28 protein-coding genes and 1 riboswitch are annotated in these 26,713 nt (G+C 58.8%); of the genes, 11 read left to right on the top strand and 17 right to left on the bottom strand.

All coding sequences use genetic code 11. The features are described 5' to 3' along the window. Positions 1 to 50: 50 nt before the first annotated feature. The 3 genes from prpC to AACL53_RS07525 all read right to left on the bottom strand — a co-directional run bounded on the left by prpC (position 51) and on the right by AACL53_RS07525 (position 3,348). On the bottom strand, positions 51 to 1,235 hold the full coding sequence (gene prpC / locus AACL53_RS07535) for a 2-methylcitrate synthase (protein WP_339083876.1): 1,185 nt from the start codon (positions 1,233 to 1,235) through the stop codon (positions 51 to 53). Positions 1,236 to 1,408: 173 nt separating this feature from the next. Beyond that, entirely contained in the window at positions 1,409 to 1,906 is a 498-nt protein-coding gene (rraA, locus tag AACL53_RS07530; protein ID WP_339083875.1) for a ribonuclease E activity regulator RraA, read from the bottom strand. 23 nt (positions 1,907 to 1,929) lie between these two features. Beyond that, the gene (locus AACL53_RS07525; protein WP_339083874.1) at positions 1,930 to 3,348 is read right to left on the bottom strand and encodes a short-chain fatty acyl-CoA regulator family protein; all 1,419 of its coding nucleotides are present in this window, start codon (positions 3,346 to 3,348) and stop codon (positions 1,930 to 1,932) included. A 150-nt stretch (positions 3,349 to 3,498) separates the two neighbouring features. Between AACL53_RS07525 and aceA the strand changes: the two genes are divergently transcribed. The 10 genes from aceA (at position 3,499) to AACL53_RS07475 (ending at position 14,775) form a co-directional block, all read left to right on the top strand. Then, positions 3,499 to 4,788: an isocitrate lyase gene (gene aceA / locus AACL53_RS07520; RefSeq protein ID WP_339086908.1), complete on the top strand. Its 1,290-nt coding sequence runs from the start codon at positions 3,499 to 3,501 to the stop codon at positions 4,786 to 4,788. Positions 4,789 to 4,828: 40 nt separating this feature from the next. Next, positions 4,829 to 5,071, top strand: a complete 243-nt coding sequence (locus AACL53_RS07515) for a hypothetical protein (RefSeq protein ID WP_339083873.1) — start codon at positions 4,829 to 4,831, stop codon at positions 5,069 to 5,071. A 4-nt stretch (positions 5,072 to 5,075) separates the two neighbouring features. Next, positions 5,076 to 5,450, top strand: coding sequence for an acyl-CoA thioesterase (locus tag AACL53_RS07510; RefSeq protein ID WP_339083872.1), 375 nt, complete (start codon positions 5,076 to 5,078; stop codon positions 5,448 to 5,450). Between the two features lie 42 nt (positions 5,451 to 5,492). Next, positions 5,493 to 7,853, top strand: coding sequence for a 5-methyltetrahydropteroyltriglutamate--homocysteine S-methyltransferase (metE, locus tag AACL53_RS07505; RefSeq protein ID WP_339083871.1), 2,361 nt, complete (start codon positions 5,493 to 5,495; stop codon positions 7,851 to 7,853). Positions 7,854 to 7,927: 74 nt separating this feature from the next. Beyond that, on the top strand, positions 7,928 to 8,530 hold the full coding sequence (locus AACL53_RS07500; RefSeq protein ID WP_339083870.1) for an NAD(P)H-dependent oxidoreductase: 603 nt from the start codon (positions 7,928 to 7,930) through the stop codon (positions 8,528 to 8,530). Between the two features lie 106 nt (positions 8,531 to 8,636). Further along, positions 8,637 to 8,836: riboswitch (cobalamin riboswitch) on the top strand. A 408-nt stretch (positions 8,837 to 9,244) separates the two neighbouring features. After that, positions 9,245 to 11,305: a TonB-dependent receptor gene (locus AACL53_RS07495; protein ID WP_339083869.1), complete on the top strand. Its 2,061-nt coding sequence runs from the start codon at positions 9,245 to 9,247 to the stop codon at positions 11,303 to 11,305. A gap of 54 nt (positions 11,306 to 11,359) precedes the next feature. Then, positions 11,360 to 12,859, top strand: coding sequence for a PepSY domain-containing protein (locus tag AACL53_RS07490; RefSeq protein ID WP_339083868.1), 1,500 nt, complete (start codon positions 11,360 to 11,362; stop codon positions 12,857 to 12,859). 698 nt (positions 12,860 to 13,557) lie between these two features. Continuing rightward, positions 13,558 to 13,821, top strand: coding sequence for a hypothetical protein (locus AACL53_RS07485; protein WP_339083867.1), 264 nt, complete (start codon positions 13,558 to 13,560; stop codon positions 13,819 to 13,821). 251 nt (positions 13,822 to 14,072) lie between these two features. Continuing rightward, positions 14,073 to 14,237 (top strand): hypothetical protein, encoded by a 165-nt coding sequence (locus AACL53_RS07480; RefSeq protein WP_339083866.1) that lies wholly within the window; start codon positions 14,073 to 14,075, stop codon positions 14,235 to 14,237. A 76-nt stretch (positions 14,238 to 14,313) separates the two neighbouring features. Then, entirely contained in the window at positions 14,314 to 14,775 is a 462-nt protein-coding gene (locus tag AACL53_RS07475) for a hypothetical protein (protein ID WP_339083865.1), read from the top strand. Positions 14,776 to 14,886: 111 nt separating this feature from the next. On the opposite strand, the gene AACL53_RS07470 is transcribed toward AACL53_RS07475, so the two are convergent. The 7 genes from AACL53_RS07470 to AACL53_RS07440 form a co-directional block, all read right to left on the bottom strand. Then, positions 14,887 to 15,150: a hypothetical protein gene (locus AACL53_RS07470; protein WP_339083864.1), complete on the bottom strand. Its 264-nt coding sequence runs from the start codon at positions 15,148 to 15,150 to the stop codon at positions 14,887 to 14,889. 42 nt (positions 15,151 to 15,192) lie between these two features. Continuing rightward, positions 15,193 to 16,773 (bottom strand): hypothetical protein, encoded by a 1,581-nt coding sequence (locus AACL53_RS07465; RefSeq protein ID WP_339083863.1) that lies wholly within the window; start codon positions 16,771 to 16,773, stop codon positions 15,193 to 15,195. Between the two features lie 180 nt (positions 16,774 to 16,953). Next, positions 16,954 to 17,199 (bottom strand): hypothetical protein, encoded by a 246-nt coding sequence (locus AACL53_RS07460; RefSeq protein WP_339083862.1) that lies wholly within the window; start codon positions 17,197 to 17,199, stop codon positions 16,954 to 16,956. After that, on the bottom strand, positions 17,196 to 18,002 hold the full coding sequence (locus AACL53_RS07455) for a lysozyme (RefSeq protein WP_339083861.1): 807 nt from the start codon (positions 18,000 to 18,002) through the stop codon (positions 17,196 to 17,198). The genes AACL53_RS07460 and AACL53_RS07455 overlap by 4 nt, the downstream gene beginning before the upstream one ends. After that, complete coding sequence (locus AACL53_RS07450) at positions 17,999 to 18,370, bottom strand: hypothetical protein (protein WP_339083860.1); 372 nt, start codon at positions 18,368 to 18,370, stop codon at positions 17,999 to 18,001. The genes AACL53_RS07455 and AACL53_RS07450 overlap by 4 nt, the downstream gene beginning before the upstream one ends. Continuing rightward, positions 18,357 to 18,656, bottom strand: coding sequence for a hypothetical protein (locus AACL53_RS07445; protein ID WP_339083859.1), 300 nt, complete (start codon positions 18,654 to 18,656; stop codon positions 18,357 to 18,359). The genes AACL53_RS07450 and AACL53_RS07445 overlap by 14 nt, the downstream gene beginning before the upstream one ends. 14 nt (positions 18,657 to 18,670) lie before the next feature. Continuing rightward, a complete protein-coding gene (locus AACL53_RS07440) occupies positions 18,671 to 20,029 on the bottom strand; it encodes a DUF2793 domain-containing protein (RefSeq protein WP_339083858.1) in 1,359 nt (452 codons plus the stop codon). 16 nt (positions 20,030 to 20,045) lie between these two features. On the opposite strand from AACL53_RS07440, the gene AACL53_RS07435 reads away from it, so the two are divergent. After that, complete coding sequence (locus AACL53_RS07435; protein ID WP_339083856.1) at positions 20,046 to 20,216, top strand: hypothetical protein; 171 nt, start codon at positions 20,046 to 20,048, stop codon at positions 20,214 to 20,216. Positions 20,217 to 20,218: 2 nt separating this feature from the next. Here AACL53_RS07435 and AACL53_RS07430 read toward each other — a convergent pair whose 3' ends face one another. Genes AACL53_RS07430 through AACL53_RS07400 form a run of 7 tightly spaced genes read right to left on the bottom strand, consistent with a single transcriptional unit; the run spans position 20,219 to position 26,705 of the window. Continuing rightward, on the bottom strand, positions 20,219 to 21,880 hold the full coding sequence (locus AACL53_RS07430) for a hypothetical protein (protein ID WP_339083855.1): 1,662 nt from the start codon (positions 21,878 to 21,880) through the stop codon (positions 20,219 to 20,221). Beyond that, positions 21,877 to 23,280, bottom strand: a complete 1,404-nt coding sequence (locus tag AACL53_RS07425; protein WP_339083854.1) for a hypothetical protein — start codon at positions 23,278 to 23,280, stop codon at positions 21,877 to 21,879. Before AACL53_RS07425 ends, AACL53_RS07430 begins: the two co-directional genes overlap by 4 nt. Position 23,281: 1 nt before the next feature. Then, positions 23,282 to 23,905 (bottom strand): hypothetical protein, encoded by a 624-nt coding sequence (locus AACL53_RS07420; RefSeq protein ID WP_339083853.1) that lies wholly within the window; start codon positions 23,903 to 23,905, stop codon positions 23,282 to 23,284. Between the two features lie 31 nt (positions 23,906 to 23,936). Next, on the bottom strand, positions 23,937 to 24,581 hold the full coding sequence (locus tag AACL53_RS07415; RefSeq protein ID WP_339083852.1) for a hypothetical protein: 645 nt from the start codon (positions 24,579 to 24,581) through the stop codon (positions 23,937 to 23,939). Further along, positions 24,578 to 25,033, bottom strand: a complete 456-nt coding sequence (locus AACL53_RS07410; RefSeq protein WP_339083851.1) for a transporter — start codon at positions 25,031 to 25,033, stop codon at positions 24,578 to 24,580. The genes AACL53_RS07415 and AACL53_RS07410 overlap by 4 nt, the downstream gene beginning before the upstream one ends. Continuing rightward, on the bottom strand, positions 25,033 to 26,475 hold the full coding sequence (locus AACL53_RS07405; protein ID WP_339083850.1) for a hypothetical protein: 1,443 nt from the start codon (positions 26,473 to 26,475) through the stop codon (positions 25,033 to 25,035). The genes AACL53_RS07410 and AACL53_RS07405 overlap by 1 nt, the downstream gene beginning before the upstream one ends. Then, positions 26,472 to 26,705, bottom strand: a complete 234-nt coding sequence (locus AACL53_RS07400; protein WP_339083849.1) for a hypothetical protein — start codon at positions 26,703 to 26,705, stop codon at positions 26,472 to 26,474. The genes AACL53_RS07405 and AACL53_RS07400 overlap by 4 nt, the downstream gene beginning before the upstream one ends. Positions 26,706 to 26,713 lie beyond the last annotated feature (8 nt).

Here is a 26,713-nt window from a genome sequence, read left to right as displayed (position 1 = left end):
AAGTTACCCCAGGTGTTGTTGCGCTTCTCCAATGGCAAGACGTCGCGCACTCAGGCGGCGCGCCAGCGGGCCGGCATCCCGCGCTCGGAAAGCGAGACGAAGACACGGCTTTCCGGGCCGACGTAGTCGGCGGTCGGACGAATGATCTTGTTGTCCTCGCGCTGCTCGATGATGTGAGCGCTCCAGCCGGCTATGCGGGCCATTGCGAAAATCGGCGTGAACATCGAGGCCGGGATACCCAGAAGATCGTAAAGCACGGCGCTATACCAATCCACATTGGCGAACATGTTCTTGGAGTCGGCCATCACGACCTCGATCCGTTCGGCGATGGACATCACTTTGTGATCGTTCGAGCGATCGGCCAGTTCATTCGCCAACGTACGCAGGACTTCAGTGCGCGGGTCCGAAATCCGATACACCGGATGGCCAAACCCCATCACGACCTGCTTGTTGGCCACCCGCTCGCGCACATCGACCTCGGCTTCGTCCGCCGTTCTATAGCGCGTGATGACCTCATACGCGGCCTGATTGGCGCCGCCATGCTTGGTGCCACGCAGCGCACCGATGGCTCCGCTGATTGCGGAATAGAAATCAGAGCCCGTCGCCGCAATCGAGCGCGCGGTGAACGTCGATGCGTTGAACTCATGTTCGCCGTAAAGCACCAGTGAAGCCTGTAGCGCGCGGACTTGGTGGTGGTGCGACGCCCGTCCGTGCAACAGCGTGAGGAAATGCCCGGCGACGGTGTCATCATCCGTCTCGACGTCGATGCTGCGGCCGCTGCCCGAGAAATGATACCAATAGAGCAGCATCGAGGGCGCCGATGCAATCAGGCGATCAGCGATAGCGCGCGCGTTCTCGGCCTTTTGATCTGGCGATTCCGGAAAGACGCATCCGAGCGCCGACACGCCAGTGCGCAAGACATCCATCGGGTGCGCGGCGGCGGGCAGAGCTTCGAGGGCGCGCCTCGCGGCGAGCGGAAAATTGCGCTGAGCGCGCAATTTCCTCTGGTACGTCGCGAGCTCTTCCGCCGATGGCAGCGTGCCGTAAATGAGAAGGTGCGCCACCTCTTCGAACGAGCAGCCCATCGCCAGGTCACGAACGTCATAGCCGCGATACCTGAGGTGATCGCCGCCGGGGATGACCGAGGATACGGCGGTCGATCCGGCAACGACCCCCGAGAGCGCAACCGACTTTTTCTGAGCCGGTCTTTCAAGGTTAGCGAGATCAGAAGCCATCGATGTTCTCCAAGAGCTGTCGTGACGTTCGGCAAAATTGCCCGCCGCAAGCACCCCGCGGCGCTTGCGTTCCACGAAGTATCAAGGGACAGCGGCAATTTACGAAAGCGCTGAAAATGCGAAGATTTGCGAAGCCGGCTCGGTGAATCGGCAAACGGGAGAAAAGCGAACGCTCACTTCGCTATCAGTTCTTCGCCTTGCTCAGGCGCTAGAATGACGACGCCGTCCTCGTCGCCGATGACCATATCGCCAGCGTTTATCGCTGTACCCGCGATGGTTATTGGAATGTCGCGCGTGCCTTCATCACGGCGGGTCGAACGGCGTGGCGTCGCGCCGAGCGCCTTGATGGCAATATTCAATGTCTTCAACACGGCGATATCGCGTACGCACCCGCTTATGACGATACCTTCCCAGCCGTTGGCGACCGCATCCCTCGCAATCATGTCGCCCAACAACGCGCAACGTTTGCTCGCACCGCCATCGACGACAAGAACCTTGCCGTGACCGGGAGAAGCGAGCGTCTCCTTGATACGCGAGTTATCTTCGAAACATTTGATCGTGACGGCGGAACCGCGAAAGCGCGTTCTGCTGCCGAAATCGAGGAGATTGGGCCCTAATACGCGCGCCTCGTCACCGAAACGATCACTGATATCGGTCGTCGCTGAAAGCATCGTAATCTCTCGATGGGCAAGAACTAGATAACAGGATATGGCGTAAAAGGCCTCTCATTCTCATCCACTGCGGTTCGACGCCCGATGGGAGGGAACGCACGCTGCGGACAATTCGGCCGCTCGCACACCTTGCAGCCGGCGCCGATCGGAACTGCCGCATCCGCATCAGAAAGATCCAGGCCTTTCGCATAAACAAGGCGGCCCGCGTGGCTCAAGTCGCAGCCAAGACCGATCGCAAAGGTTTTGACGGGTGTCCCGTAACCGCCGTGTCCGCGCGAGACGGTGCGGGCAATCCAAAGATAGGTCCGCCCGTCCGGCATTCGCGCAAGCTGGGTCAGAATGCGCCCCGGTGTCGAGAAGGCCTCATAGACATTCCACAGCGGACAAGACCCGCCGACTCGCGAGAAATGGAAATCGGTCGCCGACTGACGTTTTGAAATGTTTCCGGCGCGATCGACGCGGACGAAGAAAAAAGGTACGCCGCGCGCTTCCGGACGCTGCAATGCACTGAGACGATGGCAAACCGTTTCAAAGCCGACGCCGAACCTTTGGCCAAGCAGATCGATATCGTATCGCAATGTTTCTGCCGTTTCGAGAAACGGCTTGTACGGCATCGACAGCGCGCCGGCGAAGTGGTTCGCGAGGCCAATGCGCGCCAGGCGCAAAGTCTCTTCGCTTCCCGACGCCGCATCCTCGGCGAGCGCATCGAGGACATCTCCCATCTCGATGAAGGCAAGCTGTGTTGCCATCTCGAAAGCCTGTTGTCCGGGTGTGAGGTTTGCCGCAAGTTCGAGCGTTCGCTGGGCGCGATGGAACCGCCGCTGTGGTGAAAGTGCATCCATCGCGGGCGCAACGATGACGTCAACACTGTGCTTGGCGCGAAGATAATCCTTGAGCCCGGACGCCACGTCGCCGATGACAAGCTTCGCCCGACCAAACAATTTCTCGGCGGCTTCGTCCAACTCCGCGATGTAATTGTGATGAGCGTAGAAATAATCACGCACCTGTTCGTAGGGCATCAGAGGTGCAGGCTCGATGTCGCTCGCCTCAAGTCCAAAACGTGACGCAAGCGCATCGGCTCGCTCGGATGCCTGCTGGCCGCGCGTGTGGAGAGCGACAAGCGCCCGCCCAATAGCCGGCATGTTCGATGCAATCTCGCGAATTTCCGTCAACGCGATCTGTTCGCCAAGTCCCGGATCTGCCAGCACCTCTTTCAGGTCGGCAATCAAGCGCGCCTCTTCGTCTTCCGAGAAAAGCTGCACATCGACGCCGAACACGGCGTTGATCTTGAGCAGGATCGGAACCGTCAGCGGCCGCTGATTTTTTTCGAGCTGATTGAGATAGCTCGGAGAGAGTTCCAGCGCCCGCGCCAACGCGACCTGCGTCAGGCCACGCTCCTCACGCAGCCGCTTCAAGCGGACGCCCATGAAGGCTTTTCTCATGCGAGCCTCCGCATTCGCAAAATTTGCAAATTCGCATCCATTGCCTTGCAAATCTCCACAAATTCAGGCGTTTCGCGCGCTTCCGGAATGCGGATATTGCGAACATCGGATCATTTGGCAAGCGAGGATCAAGCCATGAATACGTCGGAAATGATTCAACTCGGGATCGACGCCGCCCCCGACCGGTTCAATGGCATCGAGCGTCCATACTCAATTGATGACGTCAAAAAGCTGCGAGGCTCCGTTCCGATCCGTCACACGCTCGCTGACATCGCCGCCAAGCGCCTGTGGCATCTTTTGAATGCGGAGCCCTACGTCCATGCGCTTGGTGCCGTCACCGGCAATCAGGCGATGCAGATGGTGCGAGCCGGTCTGAAGGCCATTTACCTCTCCGGATGGCAGGTCGCGGCCGACGCCAACACAGCGAGCGCCATGTATCCGGATCAAAGCCTCTATCCGGCGAACGCTGGGCCGGAGCTGGCCCGTCGCATCAATCGGACGCTTCAGCGCGCCGATCAGATCGAGCACATGGAAGGCAAATCCAGCGTCGCCACTTGGTTCGCACCCATCGTCGCCGACGCCGAAGCAGGCTTTGGCGGCCCGCTGAACTCCTTTGAGATCATGAAGGCTTATATCGAGGCCGGTGTCGCCGGCGTTCATTTCGAGGATCAGCTCGCGTCAGAGAAAAAGTGCGGCCACCTTGGCGGCAAAGTCTTAATCCCGACAGCAGCGCACATTCGCAATCTTGTCGCTGCCAGGCTTGCGGCCGACGTCATGGGCGTAGCAACCCTCATCATCGCGCGAACGGATGCGGAATCTGCGAAGCTGATCACCTCCGACATCGACGAACGCGACCGCGAATTCATCGTCAAAGGCGAGCGCACGCCGGAAGGCTTCTACACATTGCGCAACGGCGTCGACGCCTGCATTGCGCGCGGCTTGGCATATGCGCCCTACGCGGATCTGTTATGGTGGGAGACGTCCACGCCGAACCTCGCCGATGCCCGCCGTTTCGCCGAAGCGATTCATGCGAAGTTCCCCGGCAAGAAGCTCGCTTATAACTGCTCGCCATCCTTTAACTGGCAGAAAAAACTCGATCCCACGACCATCGCAAAGTTCCAGAGCGAACTCGGCGCCATGGGTTACAAGTTCCAGTTCGTCACGCTCGCCGGATTCCATCAGCTGAACTACGGCATGTTCGAATTGGCTCGCGGCTATCGCGACCGCGGCATGGCTGCTTATTCCCAACTCCAGCAGGCGGAATTTGCAAGCGAAGCCGAAGGCTACACGGCAACACGGCATCAGCGCGAGGTCGGCACGGGCTATTTCGATGCCGTTTCACTTGCCATCACGGGCGGCAAATCTTCGACGACCGCGATGTCGGAATCGACCGAAACGGCGCAATTCCATACCGAGCGAATCCTGCCGGCTGCGGAATAGCGCAGCCTTTCGCCCCAACAAAACCCGAGAGAGCCATCCCGTGAAAACCGCAGAAGTGATCAATATGCCTGAGCCATTCAACGGTCCGAAAGCCCCTGACGTCGACGTGGCGATCCGCAAGGTGGCCGATACGGTTCATCGCCTCAACTTGCAAATCCATCAAGCAGTGGATGCGGGAGCGTCGATTGAACTGATGCGAGTTCACCGAGTTCACAACGGTCGTGGGCAATGGGGCGATCAGATGATCCCTATCGTCAAGCTCGTCGAACGCTCCAAGGACTGAGCAAATGATACCCGATCCCGCCGAGACGCGCTTTGTCGAGATCGTGTTTCCCGAGCAGGCCAACCATTACGGCACGCTGTTCGGGGGCACGGCCTTGAACCTGATGAGCAAGGCGGCAGCCATCGCCGCCGCCCGGCGCGCCGGCGGCAGCGTGGTGATGGCGCGATCGGACCGCGTCGATTTCCATATGCCGGTCGCCGTCGGTCAGCTCGTCGAGTTAGTGGCGCGCGTCGAACGGGTCGGCCGCACTTCGATGACGGTCAAGGTCGACGTGATCGCCGAAACGCTCGGCAAGTCGGACGGGAAGCTCGCCATGAGAGGCAGCTTCGAGATGGTCGCAATTGATGAAGACGGCCGCCCGATCGCGATCGACCGCTAAAACGCCGCTGAATTTCACCTACTCCCGAAAGGCACGCATACGATGGTTCAATCCGCAAACCTTGGCTTCCCCCGCATTGGCCTCAAGCGCGAGCTGAAAAAGGCGACGGAATCCTACTGGAAAGGCGAGATCGATTACGTGACGCTCCGCAAGACCGGAGCAGAGCTTCGTGAGCGTCATTGGCGTCTGCAACGGGACGCCGGAATTGAGATTGTTCCGTCGAACGATTTCTCCTTCTACGACCAAGTCCTCGACACCACCGCGATGGTCGGAGCCATACCCCCGCGATATCGCTCCAGCGCCGCTGCGAACGGCGGGCGAATTGCCTTGTCCGTGCGCACCGCGAATGCCTACGCGATGATGGCCGATGTTGCCGAAGCCGCCGAAAGCCTTGGCTCAGTCGATCTCGATACCTACTTCGCCATGGCGCGAGGGTCCGCCGTCGCTCCCGCGATGGAAATGACGAAATGGTTCGATACCAATTATCATTACATCGTGCCCGAGTTCTACGAGGGTCAGGAATTTCGTCTTGCATCGCGCAAGCCCATTGATGAATTCAAGGAAGCCAAAGCGCTTGGCATCCACACGCGTCCGGTTTTGATCGGACCCGTGACCTATCTTTCTCTTGGGAAGGCAAAGTGTCCCGATCTTGAGCCGCTCACGCTTCTTGATCGTCTGCTTCCTGTCTACGGCGACGTACTTGCAGCTCTCGCAGATGCGGGTGCCGACTGGGTGCAAATCGACGAGCCGATACTTGCGCTCGATTTGACCGATGCACAGCGCAACGCACTCGGCGCGGCCTATCAAGCCCTCGCCGGCAGCCGCGTGAAGATTCTCCTCGCGACCTATTTCGAAAAGCTCGGCGATAATTTGTCACTCGCGGCCTCGCTGCCTGTGCAAGGCCTTCATGTCGATCTCGTACGCGCGCCCGAGCAACTCGATACCGTACTGTCCGTCTGGCCGCGCACGCGAGTCCTTTCGCTTGGCGTCGTCGATGGCCGGAACATCTGGCGCGCCGATCTCAGCGAGGCATTCAAGCTCGCCGAAAAGGCGATCACATCACGCGGCCGCGACAATCTACAGATTGCGCCATCATGCTCGTTGCTGCACGCGCCCGTCGATCTCGCTACCGAAACCAAACTCGACGCCGACTTGAAATCCTGGCTCGCTTTCGCAAAGCAAAAGCTTTTGGAGATCGAGGTGCTGACGCGTGCCGCGAGCCAGTGCAGGTCAGCCGCCGCCGAGGCCTTCGATGCGAGCGACGCCGCTGTGAAGTCACGTTCGACATCGCCTCGCGTTCACGATGCCAATGTTGCGGCGCGGCTAGCGGCCGTCACGCCACGAGATGCGCAGCGATCAAGCCCGTATGCCGCACGGCACGATACGCAACGGAAGCGACTTTCGCTGCCAAAATTCCCGACAACGACGATCGGATCATTCCCTCAAACCGAGGAGGTTCGCAAAGCCCGGGCGGCACATCGGCGCGGCGATCTCGTTGACACCGCCTACGATACGTTTTTGCGCGAGGCGACCGAGAAGGCCATCCGCATCCAGGAAGAGCTAGACATCGACGTGCTCGTTCACGGCGAGTTCGAGCGCAACGATATGGTTGAATATTTCGGCGAGCAACTTTCCGGATTTGCATTCACCCAGAACGCATGGGTGCAGTCCTACGGCACGCGCTATGTAAAGCCGCCGGTCATTTTTGGCGACGTCTCCCGCCCGAAGCCAATGACCGTCGGCTGGTCGGCTTACGCCCAGTCGCTCACGAACAAACCTGTCAAGGGCATGCTGACAGGTCCGGTGACGATCCTACAATGGTCGTTCGTACGCGACGATCAACCTCGTTCGGTGACGTGCAGGCAAATTGCACTCGCGATCCGCGACGAGGTTGCCGATCTCGAAAAAGTCGGGATCGGAATTATCCAGATCGACGAGCCCGCACTACGCGAAGGCCTGCCGCTAAGGCGCGCGCATTGGGATGCTTATCTCCGCTGGGCGGTCGAGTGCTTTCGACTGGCAGCAGGCGGCGCGGCCGACCAGACGCAAATTCACACCCATATGTGCTACTGCGAGTTCAATGACATTATGCCAGCGATCGCTGCACTCGACGCCGACGTCATCTCGATCGAAACCTCGCGGTCGCAGATGGAATTACTCGAAGCGTTCTCGGATTTCCGGTATCCGAACGAGATCGGCCCTGGGGTGTACGACATCCACTCACCCCGCTGTCCCCATGTCCACGATATGACGGACCTGATCGGCAAAGCGCGCGCTCATCTCGTACCCGAGCAGATTTGGATCAATCCTGATTGCGGCCTCAAGACCCGAAAGTGGGAAGAAGTGCTGCCTGCGCTCAAGAATATGGTTGAAGCAGCCAAGACGATGCGCGAAAGCGCGTAGACAGAAACTCATGCCCTGCGGATCGAGACCGATCCTTCTGTCTCTATCCGCACGGCTTCCAATTGACGGACGCTATGACTGGTTCCCCAAGCACCTGCCTTCTTGTGACGTGTCACCCGGAGCCAAACAGTCTTTGCGGGCAGATTGCGGAACGCGCAATCGCGGCGCTTGCAGCACGGAACACGACGGCCGTCGTCAATGATCTCTATCGTTTGAACTTCAACCCCGTAACCTCGGGACACGAGTTTTCATCTTATCCATCCGGCGGCATTCCTGAAGATATTCGTAGGCTCGTTACAGATCTCCAGTCGGCACACGAATTGATTTTCATTTTGCCCATTTGGATGTTCGCAATTCCGGCGATGCTGAAGGGCTATTTCGACCGCGTCTGGCGCCCGGATGTGGCATTCACCTTCGACGGCCAAAACCTTCAGCCGCTGCTCAGGAGCATTACGCGCATGACCGTCATCGTCACGCATGGGCGAAGCGAAGCCGAAACGAATGCCACAGGCGATGGTAGTCGCGTGTTTTTCGAAAGTTCGCTGCCAGCGCTATTGCCGAACTTGGCGAGCAACGAGCGCTTCGATTTTTATGCGCTCGACGATGGCGATTCCGGCGCTGTAACTCGGCAACTGAACCAGCTCATGGATTTTATATCTCAGGGCTATAAAGCCTAAGCGACCGCTCACAGAGTCAAATCAGCGCTGACCAACAAACATTGTGTCGTTGCGAGCACATATGTTTCCAATTCGGACTCAATCGATTGACTCGGTCAGCCAAGTAGAGAATTTAAACCGTGTCGGTTCCCGCAAGGGATCAATAGGGAATGCGGTGCTGGCACAATGCCAAATGCCGCGGCTGCCCCCGCAACTGTAAGCGGCGAGCCCTCGACCCCAATGCCACTGGAACACCATTTCCGGGAAGGCTGGTCGAGACGCTAGGACCCGCGAGCCAGGAGACCTGCCGACAGTCGTGGTCACACGCGAGCACGCATCAGACGGGGTGTTCTGATCGTTGACGACTTGAGTGCAGAACAGCACTCGGGACGGCTTCGTTCGCGGTGACGTGCCACAACCGTCGACCGCGCAGGATCTATGTCAAATCTCATTGTCGAATTGCCGCCCCAGCGGGCCGCGAATTCACGTCGTTTCGTCGTCTCCACACGCGTCAGCCTGTTCGCCCTAGCGATGACTTCGAGCTCGCTCGCGCTGTGCGCTCAAGAGGCAAAACCTTCGGAAAACTCGCAAAATCCTGGCAATTTGCCGCCCATCACGGTGCTCGGTGGACAAGAGTCGACCACGTCTTCAAAGAAAAAGAAGAAGACCTTATCGCAACAAAAGCAGACTGGTGAAGGGAAACAGGGCGCCACGGATACACCCGCGGAGCCGGTGGTGGATCCCGCACGAACCGGCGTCAACACACCGACCAAGCCTGGGCTCAATCTCAACGTGCCGACAACTGCCGGCAGCAGGCTTGATCTAACACCACTCGAAACTCCGGCCAGTGTTTCTGTGATCTCAGGCGAGATGGCCCGCGACCGCGGCCAGGACACGGTGACGGATGCGATAACCCATAATGCGCCGGGATTCAGCAGTGTCGCCAATCCGGTCTATGGGCAAGCCTTTGCGAGCCGCGGCTATCAGGGCAACGGGTCCGTCGTGCGCTTGTATGACGGAACGCGCATATCGCCCGGCCGCGGCAACGTTACATTTCCGTTCAACATGTGGTCCGTCGATCGCATCGAAGTGTTGCACGGACCCGCCTCCGTTCTTTACGGTGAAGGCGCGATTGGCGGCGTTATCAACGTTGTTCCGAAAAAGCCGATTACGACAGGCTTTGAGAATGAAGCGCAGGTCTACGTCGACTCGAACATGACGCGGCGCCTGTCACTCGACAGCGCGGGTCCGTTGAACGAAGCGCTCTCCTATCGCTTCGACGTGAGCGGCGACGCTTCGGAAGGCTGGGTCGATCTCGGGCATTCAGAAAACTTCGGGATTTCCGGCGCGTTGAGGCTGCAGGCCGCGCCGAATCTCGTGTTCACTCTTTCAACGGACTACGGCGATCAGAAGCCGATGCGCTACTTCGGAACGCCGTTCCGGGACGGCGAAATCGACGAAAGCCTGCGCGAGAAGAACTACAACGTCTACGACAGCCGCATTCGGTTCAAGGACAATTTCACCCAGTTCAAGACCGAGTACACGCCGAGCTCCGCGCTGTCGTTCCGCAATATCGCGTATATATCGAGCAGCAATCGCGAATGGCGCAACGCGGAAGACTACTTCCTCAATCCGGTCACCGGCGACGTCGACCGCAGCGGTTATATCCATATCGTTCAACAGCAGGATCAGATCGGATCGCGAAGCGACGCAACGTTGCGAACCCGTGTGCTCGGATTCGCCAATGAATCCGTGGTCGGGGTTGACGTGACGCGAACGCGCTTCGGATATGCCAACTACATTCCGTTCGAGTCCAACTCGCTCGATCCCTATCATTTCGACCGCGGTCTCTTCCCGAACCCCAATCAGCTCGACCCGAAATACAAGTCCGAGCTGACCGAGTATGGCGTATTCGCGGAAAACCGCATTCATCTTCTCGACAACCTGACCGTCGTCGGCGGTGTCCGCTTTGACGCGCCAACAATCGAACGCGAAGACGTCAGCCTTAGCCAGAGTTTCGAAAAGACTTTTGGCGCCCTTGGGTGGCGCGTCGGCGCGGTCTTTGAGCCGGTGAAAAACTTCGCGATCTACGGGCAATATTCGGTTGCGTCAGACCCGATCAACGTACCGCTGCTCGATCTGGCGAAGAACTTCGCGAATTTCAACCTCACAACGGGCAACCAGATTGAAGTTGGAGTGAAGCAATCGTTCTGGAACGGAAGGGGCGAATGGACGCTCGCTGGATATCGTATCGAGAAAAACGATCTTATCGTGCTCGACGCTTCCTATCAGTTTCAGCAGATCGGCCAACAGTCGTCGTACGGCGTCGAAGCATCGGGCGGACTTGAACTTGGGTATGGGTGGCGAGTCGATGCAAACGCGGCGTGGCTGAAAGCTCAGTATGACGATTTCCAGTACATCGATTTCTCAACGTTCGCGGTGACCGACTACAGCGGCAAAACGCCGATCCTTATCCCTGAACAAACAGCCAATCTCTGGCTGACCTGGGCGTTCGCGCGTGGCTGGCAGGCCAGCGGCGGCCTGCAGTATATCGGGTCGTCGTTCGAGAACTTTGACAACACAGTGAAACGCCCCGCCTACACGATCGTCAACGCCGGCCTGCAGTGGAAACCGACAGATTGGACGACAATCGATTTCCGCGTGCAGAACGTGTTCGATAAGGTCTACGCACAATACCTGAAGTACGACGACCCGGCTTCGGGCGGTTACGGTGGCCTGCAAGGCTATCTCGGCCAACCCCGCACGTTCTCCGGCGCGATGACCGTCAAGTTCTGATTTGGCTGGTGGCGCGAGCCACCACCCACTTCCGGTGCAAGAGGAAGTCGCCCCATGACCGGAGAAGCCACCAACGCTTCATCTCCAGTAATCAAAATCGGCCTACGCTGGTTGAGCATCCTGCACCGCTGGGTCGGCGTTGCCGCGTGTCTTCTCTGCGTGATGTGGTTCACGTCCGGCCTCGTGATGATGTACGTCCCCTATCCGGCCTGGACGGATGCCGATCGCGTGGCAACGCTCCATCCATTAGACGCTTCGCGTATCGCGGTGACGCCCGGCAATGCGTTCGAGACAGCGAATGTGCCAAGCCTCCCCGCCCTCTTCCGATTGGAGATGTGGGGAAGCGAGCCTGTCTATCGTATTGCGGGCATTACGACGTCCGTCGCTGTCTCGGCTCTCGATGGCAAACTCATCAATGCCGTGAGCGTCGAAGACGCAAGATCACATCTTGCCGAGATGTTTCCCGGACAAGCTATTCGCTACGAGGACACTGTCGATCGCGATCAGTGGACCACGACGTCGACCTTCAACATCCATCGCCCTCTTTATCTTTTTGTGCTCGATGACGGCGCCGGGACGGAGATTTACGTCTCCTCGCACACCGGTGAGATCGTCCAGAGGACGACACGATCTACGCGGTTCTGGAATTATCTCGGCTCAATCCCGCACTGGATTTACTTCACAGCCATTCGCTCGAACGGCGAGCTTTGGCGCCAGGTTGTCATGTGGCTGTCAGGCCCGGTGATCATCGTCGCCGTCGCTGGATTATGGCTCGGTATCGTCCGTCTCCGCGTGTTGCAACGTTATGCACACGGCCGCATCACACCCTTCCGAGGCTGGTTGAAATGGCATCATCTCTCCGGCTTGATCGGTGGCCTTTTCTTGACCACCTGGATCGCGACAGGTTGGCTGTCGGTCGGTCCATTCGGTCTGTTCAGCACGCTGCCGCCGTTGTTCGGAAACATTCCGTCGTACTACGCCGACCAGCCTGAGCCGTTTCGCCTAACGATCGCGCAACTTCGTGGTCTTCTTCCCGCTGGAGCAAAGGACGTTTCGTTCAGCTGGCTTGGAAATGAGCCCATTGCCGTAGTGAGCGATGGGAAACACCGCACAGTGGCGCGCGGATCAGACGGCGCACCGCTCGCTCTTGGCGATAATCAGATCGCGCACGCGGCACAGCGGCTACTGCCAGAAAGCCGGATCGTTCTTCGCGAGCGACTGGAAGAGGAAGACGTCTACTGGTATTCGCATCGCATCGTTCGGCAATTTCCGGTTCTCCGCGTCGGCTTCGACGATCCCGGCTCGACCTGGGTGCATCTCGATCCAGCAAACGGAAAAATCCTCTCGATCCAGGATCGCAGCCAGAGAACGTACCGGTGGGTCTTCAATCTATTTCATGATTTCGACTTGCCGATCCTTCTGCACAACCGTCCCTTGTGGGACCTTATAATGTGGTCTCTTATTTCTGCAGGTCTCGTCATATCAGTTACGGGTACGGTTATCGGCTGGCGAGTAATTCGAAAGCAGGTTAGCGGACAAAGACCGTCGGGCTAGTCCGCAAGCGGCGCGCTTCGTCGAAGTCCTCATTCCATCCTGTATTTTATCTCGGCGTCGCGCCGGCGAGAGAAGAGCTTGGTTGCATAGCCATGGAGTTGTGTCGGTCACCCAAGAGAAGACAGACGCTCGGGTTTGGATTCCGATCCATCGTGCGCTTGCCCAGATACTGGCAGAGGTACCCCGCCGGTCGATCTACATCGCGACTAACTCGCATGGCACCCCATGGACCCAGGATGGCTTCAGGACGTCATGGGGCCGAGTTCTTGAAAGGATGGCGCTCCCGGAACGGCTGGCCTTCCGCGGGCTCCGGAAAAGCGCGGTGGTGATGCTGCTGGAGGCTGGATGCACAACGGCCGAGGTAGCATCGATCACAGGCCAGAGCTTTGAGATGGTCGAACACTACGCCCGAGAGGTCAGCCAGAGAAGACTGGCGGTGGTTGCGATCGCGAAGTGGGAGAACGCAGAGCGAACCGAATTTGTACAACAAGACCGCTCATCTTGTACAACGCACCCGGGCGCCGAACAGCAAGTCTCTGAAAAGATTGGTCGGGGCGACATGATTCGAACACGCGACCCTCTGCTCCCAAAGCAGATGAATTGGACCTATGATCTTGGAAATCTTGTAGAAAGTGTTTGCACCGGGTCCGGAACGCATTGAGACTCTTTAGGGAACTTGCAAACACTAGAAGTGGCCCATGACCCTCACCGCCAAGCGCACCATAGGCGACCTCGAAAATCAGCTGACTAAGAATTGGAGAAGGACGGTCGCCATGGAAAGCACCGAGAATTGGGCGATTAACGCGCCGGGATTTTGGGGGAGCATTAAACAGCTGACGTGCTGTGGGAAGTGCGGCGAGCTTCTGCGCGGTGGACGCGATAAGCCGCGCAGAGTGGCTGACATGTTCAAGCCCACAATGCACTTCCTCTGCGATGGCTGTTACGACGGCCTACCGGAATAACCAGTGAACCTCAACGCCAAGAAAACAGTCGGTGATCTGATAACGAGCGGTCGCATCCTCTACATTGAGTGCAAATCAGATCGTGATTACCCGTGCCTTCCAAAACGAGTTGTTGATCTCTCTGGGTTCCCTAGAGAGCTACCCTGGGAAGAGATCGCAAATCGGTATGTGTTCCGGTGTGAGCAATGCGGGAAGACGAAGGTGCGATTGTTTTTGGAAATTGAACGAGAGTGGAAAAGGAGACTGAGGCGATGACGGCAGAGGAAGCAATGGCAAAGCTCAAGCAAGCTCAGGAGACCGGGGACACTGAGAGGGCGCACGCTGATGCTGACGACGTCCTGTGCGAATTGTTGCGCTCTCTCGGATATGAGAACGTCGTGGCCGAATGGGAGAAGGTCGATAAGTGGTACGCATAATTCAGACATCTGACCTTCTCACCGCCCTAACCACCCTCCGACCCTATCTAGAAAATGGAAAAGGAGAATTGTGATCATGACCAATAAAGCAGGCGGTTGGGGATATGTCCCGGCAGGTGGCAGCGGCAGAGTCAGCAGCGGTGGCGGGTCGTCGCTTGACCCTAAAGTGCCTTGGTCTGAAGCCGCTTATAGGATGGAGGCGGAAGAGGCGGCCAAGCTTGGGGTAGTCCAAGCAACCGATCTCCCTGGCGGCAATGGCCAGTTAAGTGTCGTTTACGGTGGGATCTGTGGGGGACAGGGCGGCATTCGCAATGCCAGTGGTGGCAACGGCGGGACCGGTTTTGCTTACCTGATCGATCCGAACCTTGAACCAGAAACGCGTGACATCATGCGCGCGATGGGAGGTCGTCAGCCGACAACTTCGGAGTGGGCGTACCTTTTTGACAAGTCTTGGCGTGGCGGGGCGATGGATCCGGATATAGTTGAGAAGATGAGGATGGCGCACAATCTAGCGATAGCGGGCTTTCGGCGGCCGTAAAGAAGAAGAGCTAAAGGCTATCAGTGACGTGCTGGATGCGATGTCAGGTGCTCAGGCTCCAAACGATCTGCCACCCGACATAGGCGCAGGTCATAAAGCTGAACGCCCATCCTAGTGACCAGACCCAGTGGCGCCGAGAAACTGGAGCCACGTTATTTTTCCGAGCAAGGCCAGGAGCAGAGCGATCGCGCCAGGTAGGAAACTCGCGAGGTCCTTCACTTCGAACCGGGGGCGCTCCGGCTTCCGCTCCATAAGGGTTTCCACGAGAGTTTCCGTGCTCGAAATCCGCCCCTCGTGGTTGAGGAGCACCCCAGGCACATCCATCTCTGTTCCGTTGAACGGCTTGGGCGATGAGCCCGTCCAATCTCGTTTCATAGTTCATGGTCTTTCGTCCGGGTTGGGGACGCATGCACGCGGTTAGTAATTGAAGAAAGAATTTCTCGGGTCGTTTTGATCTTGTGAGAGGGCATTGCCCCAGAGGGATGGCGTGGGGCCGCCGCTGTAAAGCTGCTGATCTCCGCGCCACTTGTGGAGGGTGTCCACAAGGTTGTCATCGAAGACGACGTAGTTGTGAGAGGCGGTCCCGCCCTCCCGCGACCCCGAGTCGAGATAGCGGACGCCCGGAATGCCCGCCTCCTTCATGGCGCTCGCCATTGCGGGTTTATCTCGAAAGGACGCCATCAGGTACGGCGCATTGTAATCCGCGAAGCTGCGTGCTGCGTTCGCTTTACTTCGAGCTTCTTCCATATAGGTAAGGGCGTCGGCCTCCGTTCTAAAGCCGCCACTCGAACCGCCGGGTGTTTTGACATAAAAGCCGTCCCCGCTAGGATAGGCGTGGCTGCTGTACATATCTCGAATTGCTGCCGTGACCGGCTCCGACATCAGAGCATTCCGGACGCTCTCCGGCTGCTCGCTCAGTGCCTTATCGAGATCCATGAATTGATCTGGATTTGTAGCGACGCGCGCCTGATACAGATAGCCCGGGTCATCTCCCGATAGCGCGGCCTGATATTCCTTTGCAACGCTAGGATGCTCCGCGAAGTAGAGGCCGTGGCCGAACGCTTGATTGCCCTCTCCGGTCCCGATCTTAGACAGATCGAACTTATCGAAGTCATGCGGCGAACCATGCCAAACATCAAAGCCCGGTCTCTCCGCCCCAGCAACAGCAGCACCTAGTATTGAAGGCTTACCGGTGTCGGAGAAGAGGGTTTCTCCGGTGAGTGGGGAAGTGACGGTGCCGGGTTTAGTGGCAATGTAGGACGGGCCTACGCCTTCGCCGAGCATGGCATTGTGGTATTTAATGCCGTCGATGCCATGATCATTGAGAGCTTGGAGAAATTCCGCCTTCTGAGCCTCATGCGGGGCGGACAGCACGCGGTCCTCAAGCCCAGCATATTGCGGATAAAGCCCCTCGATTGTTCGCGCCACCTTCCACGGTTGCCAAGTGTATTGATCTGGCAATTCCACCGGGTTCTGAAAGTGCAGATCTGCGGGATAGACAGTCCCTTCATTGCCCTCTCGATCCGAACGACGTAGTGCAAAGTTGTTTGCCTGCTCAGGAGTGCCGAAATGGGGGCCGATATCCTTTGAAAGCGCAGCGTCGAACTTGTCTCCGGTGATCGGAGCACCCGTCCCGTGATACGCTCGGATTGCAGTTGGCGTCTCAGGCAACGCATGAGCCGCTGCGCTCTCTACCGTCGCTCCAGCCCCACGCGTTGCATTCCCTCCAAAGAGAGATTCAATCAGCGTTGCCGTATCATGCTGGTTATCGAGGTTCTCAGGGTTTGGGATACCGAGCCTTCCGTCGTCAAATCTTGAGTTTTGACCAAGCCGCATGAGGGCGTTGATGGGCTCCTGAATCATTCCAGGCATGGCGAAGCCGAGATGCTCTCCCTGCCCGTCTGCGTTCGGATAGGTCCCGAAGGGCAACATCGACATGCGGTATGTCGGGTCACTTTCTTCAGGGTGGTATTGGTCGAGAAGTTGGCGGGGGATCATTCCTGGCATCTAGCGCCTCACGGATAAATGGATGCTGTCTGCTTGGGCGCCGGGCATATCGCGAGATACGCCTTGTTGTGGGCGACCACCGCGCGCTGCGTTGGTTCGGTGTCTTTCTTCGACCAACCGATCGGGCCAAATGACTTGCACCCGGAATCGACCGGCACCGATGCGCAGCCGCTAATCCCGGCGGAACTGATCATTAAGCCGATCAGCAGGAACGCTCTCGACAGACTTGCGTGCGGCAGTAGCTTTCTCGACATTTTGCGTGGTCCGTTGTTCGATCTTCGCCAATACGCGGGACTCGCCTTTCTTTTCGTAGTGCCATGCAAACCCAAGCCATGCGCCGGCCAGCGCTGCACAGATGCCGCCCGCAACCGCAGCACGGCCCCAGAGCGTGCCAAAGAACGTGATGAGCCCGATCATGATGGGGTTCCTTGTTTGCTCGGCAGGTAATGGCACAGGAACCAGTAGAGGCCACCGGCCGCGACCGCTCCGCCCAGGAGGTACGGCCAGTCAGCAAGCGAGAACGCCCACATGCTGAGTTCGTGAGAGCCGCGGGCGACGCTACGGACGCGGTTGCCGGTCGAGAGCGCCTGCTCTGCTGTTCCAACGGGATCGGTCGATGCGACCTGAGAGACCGCTGCTACCGCAGACCCGGCGAGCACCGCGACCTTGGAACGGGAAGGCTTCTCTTTGCTCTCTGACACGGTCTGCGGCATCGACGGTTTAGACGGCGCTGAGACGGGCTTCTGAAACAGGGATGCTTCCGACGCGCGCCGCTGCACCAGTCCGTCGACGACTCCACCACCAGCCTTGTTCCAAAGGTGGAAGGCCTTGGCAGCGCCTACACGGTCACCCTTGTTGAGACGAGAGAGAACGCTCGAGGTCGAGAACCCCGGCTTCTCACCCTTCCCCTTCCCACCAATCCCGATGTTGTACGCAAGCGAAACGAGCGCATCGAATTCGTTCTGGGTCATCGGCACCGTGACGAGCCGGGTCACCGCGTCTTCGAACTTCGAAAGCTCTTTGCTGAAAGCGTCTTCGGCCTGCTGACGGGACCAAATCATCCCCATCTTCACGCCCTCGGTGCAGCCCCAGCCTATTGTGGGAACATCGAGCTTGCCGTGATAGACGCGCTGGTAAGCCTTGCAGGAGCCATCAGGAAGAGGATCGTGATAGCCCTCGTATCCCTGGATACGCTCGCGGCCGGAATCGCTGATCTTCATCCCTGCTTATCCCCAATGCCTTCAGTCACCTGTGCGATGGCTGCTGCGGTATTCCGTTTGATCTCGACAAAGGTTTTCTCGTGCTTGTCGTGGAGATCCGCATGTTCAAGGATCTGCTCTTTGACCCTTGCGATGTCGTCGAGGACGGGTTGCAGATCGACGGGCTCGTGCTCCGGGATCGGGCCGGTTGCGAGCTGCTTGATCTCTTTGACCTCTCGTGCGCGGACCTGGGCTGAAATCTCCCGCGCCTGGGCTTCCGTGATCTCTACAGATCCTTCCGGCATCAGATGTTTAATGCCGTGCACCGCACGGGGCTCACCGTCTTCGCCAAGCTCCGCGTACCAGCCCATCTCTTCAGGTTCTCTCATAGGCGTCCCACATCCTTTGTTCGTCGATTGCTTGTGCGGCAGTCTCGCAAATCCAGATCGGACCGCCGTTGGCTGACCTTCTCCAAGCGTTCCGATGCGTGCGATCCGTTGGGATCTCATCCACGTCGACGATCGCGATGGCCGTCCCGAGATGGCGACAATCCCGCTCCGCGATGAATTCGATGGCCTCTCGCCGCCCCGCTGCGAGACGGTGAAACAGCAGCAACCCGATGAATTCCTCAGCCGGGCACGTGATCGCAACGCCTCCTGTCGGAAGCGTCGTCAAGATCCTCTCCCGCGTCATAGATCGCCAAAGAGGATGAAGCTGTAGCCGGTCGACGGGTCTCTATGCGAACCGTTCGAGGCGATCATGTTTTCAACCCGGACAGACGTCGTGGTGATGGCCGTGACGCGGCACGGGCCGAGATCGGTTCCGGTCGTGTCGAATGTAACCACCTGAGGAATCGCAACGCCAGCCGCAGACAGCGTGATCGAGAGGTTGACCGTCGCATCACCGGTGCCGTTGTCGGTCACGCTCGTCACGCCAAAGCTCGAATTCGAAACGATGTCGGCTGAGTTGCCGAATCTGGCCCCGGCCTTGGCGACGCCAGGATGAAATTTCATCCGGTTGGGCGTGACGGTAGTGGTGGTGGAGGAGGCCGCCTCCATATCCGCCTGGACGGCATTCTGCTGGATGCCTGGCGCGCTATCGGTTGCGCTGTCGATCGTCCAAGTCGAAGTGATGTACGTATACCGGCGGTTCTCACCCTGAACCCATGCGATCCACCCGCAGTTTGAATAGGGTGTGAAGTTCACCCAGGCGGCGCCGGTATAAAGCGCGAGATCACCCGTCGCGAACGACGACCACGATCCGCCCGTACCGGTGAGGAGATAAATCTGCCCCGCAGAGGGTGAGCCGGGCGACGCCGCCAACCTAGAAACGACCGGAATGACACCCTGGGCATTCACGAGGAATGGCGGCGTATGGGACGACACGCGCCAATTGCCGCCATCGGATTCGAGTTCGATGTCTTCGCCATTGAGCGAGAGAACATATTGACCGCCGAAGGATTTGGATCCTTCCGAAATGGTCTGGCCTGACCCTGACGCGACGACGATGATAACCCGGTTTGCCGACCCGGCGTGCTGGATCTTGATCCCCCAGCCCGCCGCCGAAACGTTGCCAGTTCCTGTGCCCGGAACGGCGGATGGCAAGGTGATCGTGACGTTGCCGCTCGAGCAGTTGACGGGGAAGATCGTATTCTGATCGGTCTGGAGGACGGTGTAGTTCAGGGACTTGGTAACGACGGGAAAGAGCGCCGTAACAGCGACATTGACCGACGCCGCGGAAACAACGGCGCCCGGCCTATTGTCCTTGGTTTCGATGACGACACCGCTGGCATCGGTAATCACAGCCTTATAGGAGGCCGTGCCCACGAAAATATCTGTCTTTGCTGAACCATCCGAGGTCGGACACCCAAGCGCATCTGTAACGACGGATGTTCCGAGCGGGACGGTGAGATCCTTGTCCGCAAATACCGGCTGCGGATTGGTTGTCCCAGCATCGAAGAATGCTATGGTTGCACCGGAGATCGGCGCACCGGTTGCAGAGTCGGTTAATCTGTAACCAGGGGGAAATACCGCTACCGAGTCTGCCATGGGATGGGGGTCCTAGATGTTCGATCGAATCGCAGAGGCTCTCGGAAGGGCTCTGGGGTACGCCGTGCTCGCGGGGCTCGCGTGGTATTCCTTGGCGCCGTTCTTTGAGGCGCCGGCAGAGTTTCAGAAAGGCCTGATCAGTGGGCTGGTGATCGCCTACGTCGCGTCACTGATATTCAAAGCCTGATCTCAATGACCTGGCCGGAGATTGCCGTTCTCGTCGTAACGGGGACCGATGCCGCCTCTCAGGCTGTTCTGCGGCCGGCCTGCGAGCGCGTTCACGATGTAACCAGCCTTCACCGCATCCGGGATGTATTGCGCCGCTGGCATCAGGGCATTTCCCACGCGGCCGCCGGCGTAGGCTGCTTCTCCTACCAGTCGTGGCGAAAAGAACGGAAGAGCGGCTAACGTTCCTGGGTTTGCAAGGGCCGGCAGACCGTGCATCGCTACGCCGCCCCCTCCGATACCGATAGCACCCAGTTTCGCTAGCCCGCGCGGCGTTGGCGAGCTCAGCGATTGCCCTGCCAACGCGTTTGGCAAATCCGGCTCATATTGAGCGAGATCGTCCAGCAGCCTGGTGCGCTCTCCGTAGTTGGTATTGACGTTGTTGCGCGTCGTAGATTGGAGCTTGCGGAGAGCCGTGTCGGTGCTGGCCTTCTCCCCGAGCGAGAAGGTCTTGGTCAGCTCATCGATCTTATCGGAGGCTGTCGCATAACCCTTCATCGCCGCCGCATATTCCGGCGCCTGTTCTACAATGGATGATTTGGTCGCGTTATAGACGCTATCTGCGACCCGTCTCTCTAACGTTCCCGGCTTGGTTGTCTGCCGGATTTCTCCGATGGCTTGTTTCAGAGCGTCGACGCCCTCAACCGATCGGTACTTCCGAGCAGCTTCGACCCATTCCGGCCCCTTCGCCTGCATCGCTTCACTGCCCCAGCCGCCGCCCCATTCGTCGATCTTGGACCTAATTTTGTTGAGCGTTTCGGCCGCGGCGTCGCTTTTCGAGAGGCCGTTGAAATAGACCATATCGTGCGCCTTCGTGACGGCGTCATCGATAGGTTTGTAGCTCAGGATGTACCCGTATTTATCGCCTTCATCGATGGCATCCATGTTCTTGCGATACGCCGCTCCTCGGTCACGGCGCATCTGCCCGACCGCGTTCTGCGCCATATCGACGGTATCCGACATCGGAACGTTGCCGCGCATGTTGTCGGTGAATGTCGTGTTCCCTTCGTACCCCGCGCGCGCGGCTTGACGAATAGGAGCCGCCCCAACGCCCGTCGTCTCGCCAATAACGGGCGCGATCACCCGGTCGCCCACGTTGGAAACGACCTTGCTCGCGAGGTTTACCGGGTTCGTAACCCGTGCCGCATCCCCCACCGCATTCGCCGCTCGCGTCGCGCCAGGAAGGCGTGCGAGCACGCCTTCCCCGCCCGTCAGGATGGTTGAAAGATCCATCGCTACGCCCGCCGGATCGGTCGCCAGCGTATGCTTGAAGTTCTCCACCCCGCCGTAACGGTCCTTGAAGAAATCGATGACACCGTTCAGGGCTTGCTCGCGCTGTGCCTTGGCCTCGGGATCTTGTGGAACACCGACGGCGCCGGCAGCTTTCGAAACCGCGCCCTTGCCGACGTCATAGAGGCCCTGTGCCGTATCGATCGGATGCATGACGGTGTGGGCAATCCCGGCCGCCATGTTATAGGCTGAGCCAGGCAAGTTGCTGATCGCCTGTCCGGCGACGCTCCCCCATGACATGGGCTCGCCGCTCTCGGGATGAAACTGCGACCATGGCCCATCGGCTTTGGGATCGGCAGCCGGCGCGTCCTGAAAGGCTTCCCAGGGTCCGGTCATTGCACGGGCTCCCAACTGTTCCGATCACCCGGGTTGCCACCCTTGAAGCGAAAGCCGTCGCGAACTTCCCCGGGCTGCGGAACCGTGGCGCGGGGGGCGCCGCTCGCCGCCGGCTGCTCGGGTTCTGCATCGGGGTTCCATTTTTTCCAGGTCTTCTGCGCCTTCGACGACAACAGCTTCACCGGATCGGCCGTCGTCCCCATCCCCTTGCTGTATTGCTCGCCGACGGAATCGATGCGGCTGGCCAGCAGGTTCACCGCTGTTTTTACTGTCTGCTTCAGAGCGGCCGGCGAGGCCTTCGGGTCGATCAGCTTTTCCCACTCCTGCACTTCCGTCAAAGAGCCGCCTGTTCCCTTGAACGCGCGCGTCAGTTCCTCGACGACGGCGTTTCTGGCGGTGTTGAAAGCAGCAAGCCTCTTGGCGCGATCTGCATTGACACCCGACGTGGCGTTGGTCGCGGCATTGACCGCCGTATAATCCGAATTGTCGAGGCCATCGATTGCGTGGTCGAGTTCGTCCAAATGCCCGATCGCGGTGTTAAACGACGTGATGTTCTGTGCGCTCTTGCCTGACGTGAAATCGTTCCGCGTCTTCGCGCGAGCGTTATAGTTCACAGCGTCGAACGTTGGGTCGTACTGGCTGATGTGCGTCATCATCTGCTGCCAGTAGGGCGTTTTCAGCGCGAAGCCGCCCGGGATCGGAATGCGTCCTTCCGCGATCGCCTTGACCTGATCGGCCATCGGCTTCGGTAGGGTTTTGAGATAGTCCTCTCCCGACGCGCCTTGCGGGGTTGGCTGCAAGGGTTGCCCGGTTGCCGCCTGCTGCTGCGGTAGGCCGCCGTTCGGCTTGGTAAGATCGACCACGCCGTAGGTCGGCTGACCGTAGACATCGCGTCCGACGGTCGTGAACTGCTTGCCGCGCATGGCGTTCTCACCTTCGGCGCCAGCGATCTGCGCATTGCGCAACCGGACATCCTGAGGGTTCTGATACCCTTGCGCTTCTGAGGTGATGAACTTCAGGGCGTTGTCGGTATCGTTTGGATCGATGCCGTGCTTCGTCAGGGCGCTCCCGAATTCCGGGTGGGAGTCGAACATGGCCTTAGCCATCGTCGCGCGCGCGGTCGGGTCTGGATTACCTGCAATCGTCTGTGCCCATCCTCCGTAGGCCTTGGCTAGGTTCTGCTCGTACTCGAGGCCGGAGTTCTTCAGCTGAGCGGCCGTCGTCTGCTTTTGCAGGCCGAGAGATTCATCCGCGCGCTGGCTCGCCTTTTGTTCGAGCCCGAACTGCCTGTCCGCATTGCCTTGGGCACGCCAGCCATCGAGCGCATTATTGACCGGAGAGAAGTCGACGAGCGCGTTGCGGATCTGCGGCGCGGCGAGCGGAGCGAAGTAGTTGGCCAAGTTAACGCCCTCCCTGCGCTGCGGTCGTACCGGTATAGCCGCCAGAGAGTGCGTTCATCGGATTGACGAACCTTGACGCTGTCCCGAGCACGCCTAGGATGTTGTTCAGACCTGTGTTCCGGTTGGCCGCGAGTGCATTGCCATACTGAATGGCCTGATTGGCCTTCGTCGCGCCGTAGCCGTAAGCGTTGTCGCCCTGCCCTTGCAGAACGCCTGCTTTTGCACCGGTTGCCTGAAGGCCTTGCGCTCCGAGACCGGCATAACGATCCAGAGCATTGCCGTAGTTGGCATAGAGCTGGCGTTGACCCGCGAGAGCCGCTGCGCCCGAGCCATTGAGGCCCCGCGCGTTCATGCTTTTGAGAACGTTGTTTGAATCTTGCGCGAACTGTCCCGACCACAAGGGATCGGAGGTTATCGTGTTCTGTGCACCGGCTCTCGCTTCGTCACCGTTGAGCCCGAGCGCGTTGCCATAGAAGGTGTTCGCGGCCTGGCCAGTCTGGACATAGGGATCGTATGAACCCGCGGCTTGATCGTAATAGCCCTGCGACTGGTTGTAACCGTTATCGAGAGCGGTCGTGGCTTGTCTGTTAGCGCGGGAGATGTCCCGTGCCTGATCAGAGCCCATGAATGACCCGAAAAAGCCCATGTGAATTGTCCTATCTGAAGGAAGCGGAGAGACCGAAGCAGCCGTTGGCCGAACGCGTGACCGTGACGCTCAACGGCGACTGCGCTCCCGTGGCGGTGTACGTCGCGACTGTGTGGCTGATGGAGGAAATGGTAGTGTCGAGCTGTTCGGTCATGCCGGTCCAAACGAAGGTCCCGGACGTATTGAATGTTGCGTATCCAAAGGCGACGCCATTCGCAGCGACGTTGAGGCTGAGATCTGCTGTCGGCGAGCTCGCGCCCGAATACACGCCATTGGTAGCTGTCGGCGTCGTGCTCAACAGATCGTAGGCTGCTGCGACTGCGATGAAGACGTCGCCCGAAGCATTTGACGTGGTGACGATCGTCGCCGTGGTTCCTGTCGGAACGTTGAGCGCGAATAAACGGAGATGGGTCGCAGTCCCGAGACTGAACGACGCCACGAGGGTCGCAGCATTACCGCCGATCGTGCAGCTAAACGTGGTGGATGTCGAAGAATATCGTGCGAGTACGAGAACGGTCCGCGTCGGCGACGCCGCTCCGATCGACTTGCCTGTGAACGTATGCGTCGTGACAGCGCCAGCATCTTGACCGTTATCGGTATAGACGATGCTCGGGATCGCCCCGCTGTAGACAATTGACCTGCGGCGAACACTCACGTGCGCGTAATCCACAACACCAGCCGAAGCCGGTTGCAGGCACTGTTGGAACTGATCGTCACCTTCGTCGTATTCCCCGCAGCGACGACGTTTGCCGACGTTCGCGGCTGGCTTTGCAGAGAGGTCGAAACGCTATTAGCTGTGCCGCCGAGCGCCGTTGTCCCGATCTTGACGGTTGCTGTGCAGGAACCCGAGGCGCAATAGCTATCGACCTGCGTGATCGTATAACCATAAGGCGCGTTGATCTCGATCGGATAGTCTTGGTTCTGCGGGTACTCTATCGAGACGTCGATGGCTTCTTGCGAGGCCTGAACGACACCGAGGCCCGACAGAGCGGCCGCGGCACCTTGATAGAGCGATTGCAGGAACTGATAACCTGCCGTCGATAGACCGCCTTCCTTGGTCGTAAACCCTTGTGGGGTTGGAAGCGGGTTGACCTTTGGCAGAGCCATCAGACTGTATTCTTCTCAATATCGGCGCTACACTGATAAAGCGCGCGCGCGACTTTCGCCGACCACGAGGCTCGATACACTCGGCCATTCGGACCCGCTTGTCCCAATCGCATCAGCGGCTGAATGCGTTTGAGCTTCGAGCCCTGTTGTCCGAGGCTGATCGTTCGCGGTGTCTTGAACGTGTTGCCGTCGTCGTCCGACCAGTCGACAATCATCTCCGGGTCGACGTCTTGCGGCCGTCCCTGACCCGATCCCACATTGCGTTCTGCATCGATATAAAGCGCGTGATGCGTCGTCTTGTAGGGAAAGGCATGGACCGGCGGCAGAACGACGGTCGAGATCAGCGGATCGCCCGCATCGTCGAAAAACGCCGGGCTCATTTCATAGAGGATCGGCCGGTCTGCATCGCCTGCGATGAGCTTTTCTCCGAGCTGCACCACGAACGACACCCGCCAGTCCGGGCGCCCGTTGGTCTGTCTCTTATGCCAGACCGGCTCGCCGAATTTAGCGCTCACCGTGGTATCGTAGACCCAGGTCCAATCCGGGCAGGTTATCTTGTAGAACGTGTGCCCGTTTGAAACCCAGGACGTGGCGTTGATCTTCGAGGGGTCTTCGACCGATTGAATGTCCCGCTCGACTGCCGCCGTGGAAATTCTCTGTGCGTCATAGCCCTGTCCGAGCATACGTACGGTCCGGTCATGGGCCACCCAGCAAAGGGATTGTTCAACCGTTGCAAGAGAGTTCGAAGCGCCTGGCAGCATGCCGATTTCAAGGACCGGGCCACGTGTGTAGGCGAAATCCGCATTGCCGACATCGGACCAGATTTCCGTTGAGCGCTCACCGAACAGCATGACATTGCCCTGCATGGCGCCGACCCTGACGAGAGAGTCAGGATTGGAATCCGCCGTTGCTACGTCAAGACCGTCCCAGTTCGCCGCGTCGTCTATTGAGCCGATAGCCCACTGCGACAGCGCGCTCGAGATGACGAAATACCCGTCAGAGAAATCCATCGTGATGGCGGCGAGAAAATCCGGATCCGTGATCTGCGAGAGAACACCAGCCCTCGAATAGTACCCAAGCCCACCGCAGACGACCATGACATCAGGCGGGACACGGCGATTGCGCTGGATAAACACCGGCGCTGCGATATCGATGTTCATGGACCCGATAAGGGTGTCTGTGCCGTTCAGTTGGAACGTATGCAGCTGGGTTCCGCAAACGAAGTAGAGAACGCCGTCGACGGCGATGCCCGCCCGGCATCCACCGTTACCTCCCTGCACCTGCAAAAGACCCTGCAGGCCATCAGAGGCATAGATCGCCCACGGGACTTTGCCTTCCTTGCCGATCTCCTCGACGTAGCAGTTCAGAAGCTGAGCCGAGCCGCCCTGCTTGAACCGTGCCGGGTTCGATTTGTTGGTGAGGGAGAGCGGGACGATGCTCATGCTTGAGAACCGGCCTCATCGGCGGCAATTGCGGCCCGGAGTTCATCGGCACGCGCCGCCCATGCTCGTTTCCAAGAAGCAAGGTCGTCTTCAGGGTTTTTAGAGGCTTCTAGATCCAAAATTCTTTCATCCGGAAAACGCAATACCTGCACTCCAGACTCCAATGTTAATGATTGGGTTTGTTCCGCCCTCGCAAGCTGACCGTCCCAATCTTCGGAAAACCGGCTCATCCTAACTC

It is taken from the genome of Hyphomicrobium sp. ghe19, from assembly GCF_902712875.1.
Classification (GTDB): domain Bacteria; phylum Pseudomonadota; class Alphaproteobacteria; order Rhizobiales; family Hyphomicrobiaceae; genus Hyphomicrobium_B.
Note: the sequence above shows the minus strand (reverse complement) of the source record. Positions and strands in the feature narration are given on the sequence as shown.

Coding starts and splice junctions, on each gene's coding strand:
- AACL53_RS07410 (WP_339083851.1), bottom strand. CDS start 25,033: ATGGCTCTGCCAAAGGTCAACCCGCTTCCAACCCCACAAGGGTTTACG.
- AACL53_RS07500 (WP_339083870.1), top strand. CDS start 7,928: ATGACTGGTTCCCCAAGCACCTGCCTTCTTGTGACGTGTCACCCGGAG.
- AACL53_RS07510 (WP_339083872.1), top strand. CDS start 5,076: ATGATACCCGATCCCGCCGAGACGCGCTTTGTCGAGATCGTGTTTCCC.
- AACL53_RS07480 (WP_339083866.1), top strand. CDS start 14,073: ATGACGGCAGAGGAAGCAATGGCAAAGCTCAAGCAAGCTCAGGAGACC.
- metE (WP_339083871.1), top strand. CDS start 5,493: ATGGTTCAATCCGCAAACCTTGGCTTCCCCCGCATTGGCCTCAAGCGC.
- AACL53_RS07490 (WP_339083868.1), top strand. CDS start 11,360: ATGACCGGAGAAGCCACCAACGCTTCATCTCCAGTAATCAAAATCGGC.
- AACL53_RS07485 (WP_339083867.1), top strand. CDS start 13,558: ATGACCCTCACCGCCAAGCGCACCATAGGCGACCTCGAAAATCAGCTG.
- AACL53_RS07435 (WP_339083856.1), top strand. CDS start 20,046: ATGTTCGATCGAATCGCAGAGGCTCTCGGAAGGGCTCTGGGGTACGCC.
- AACL53_RS07455 (WP_339083861.1), bottom strand. CDS start 18,002: ATGAAGATCAGCGATTCCGGCCGCGAGCGTATCCAGGGATACGAGGGC.
- rraA (WP_339083875.1), bottom strand. CDS start 1,906: ATGCTTTCAGCGACGACCGATATCAGTGATCGTTTCGGTGACGAGGCG.
- AACL53_RS07400 (WP_339083849.1), bottom strand. CDS start 26,705: ATGAGCCGGTTTTCCGAAGATTGGGACGGTCAGCTTGCGAGGGCGGAA.
- AACL53_RS07450 (WP_339083860.1), bottom strand. CDS start 18,370: ATGAGAGAACCTGAAGAGATGGGCTGGTACGCGGAGCTTGGCGAAGAC.
- AACL53_RS07405 (WP_339083850.1), bottom strand. CDS start 26,475: ATGAGCATCGTCCCGCTCTCCCTCACCAACAAATCGAACCCGGCACGG.
- prpC (WP_339083876.1), bottom strand. CDS start 1,235: ATGGCTTCTGATCTCGCTAACCTTGAAAGACCGGCTCAGAAAAAGTCG.
- AACL53_RS07470 (WP_339083864.1), bottom strand. CDS start 15,150: ATGAAACGAGATTGGACGGGCTCATCGCCCAAGCCGTTCAACGGAACA.
- AACL53_RS07525 (WP_339083874.1), bottom strand. CDS start 3,348: ATGAGAAAAGCCTTCATGGGCGTCCGCTTGAAGCGGCTGCGTGAGGAG.
- AACL53_RS07465 (WP_339083863.1), bottom strand. CDS start 16,773: ATGATCCCCCGCCAACTTCTCGACCAATACCACCCTGAAGAAAGTGAC.
- AACL53_RS07475 (WP_339083865.1), top strand. CDS start 14,314: ATGACCAATAAAGCAGGCGGTTGGGGATATGTCCCGGCAGGTGGCAGC.
- AACL53_RS07420 (WP_339083853.1), bottom strand. CDS start 23,905: ATGGGCTCTGATCAGGCACGGGACATCTCCCGCGCTAACAGACAAGCC.
- AACL53_RS07460 (WP_339083862.1), bottom strand. CDS start 17,199: ATGATCGGGCTCATCACGTTCTTTGGCACGCTCTGGGGCCGTGCTGCG.
- AACL53_RS07430 (WP_339083855.1), bottom strand. CDS start 21,880: ATGACCGGACCCTGGGAAGCCTTTCAGGACGCGCCGGCTGCCGATCCC.
- AACL53_RS07440 (WP_339083858.1), bottom strand. CDS start 20,029: ATGGCAGACTCGGTAGCGGTATTTCCCCCTGGTTACAGATTAACCGAC.
- aceA (WP_339086908.1), top strand. CDS start 3,499: ATGATTCAACTCGGGATCGACGCCGCCCCCGACCGGTTCAATGGCATC.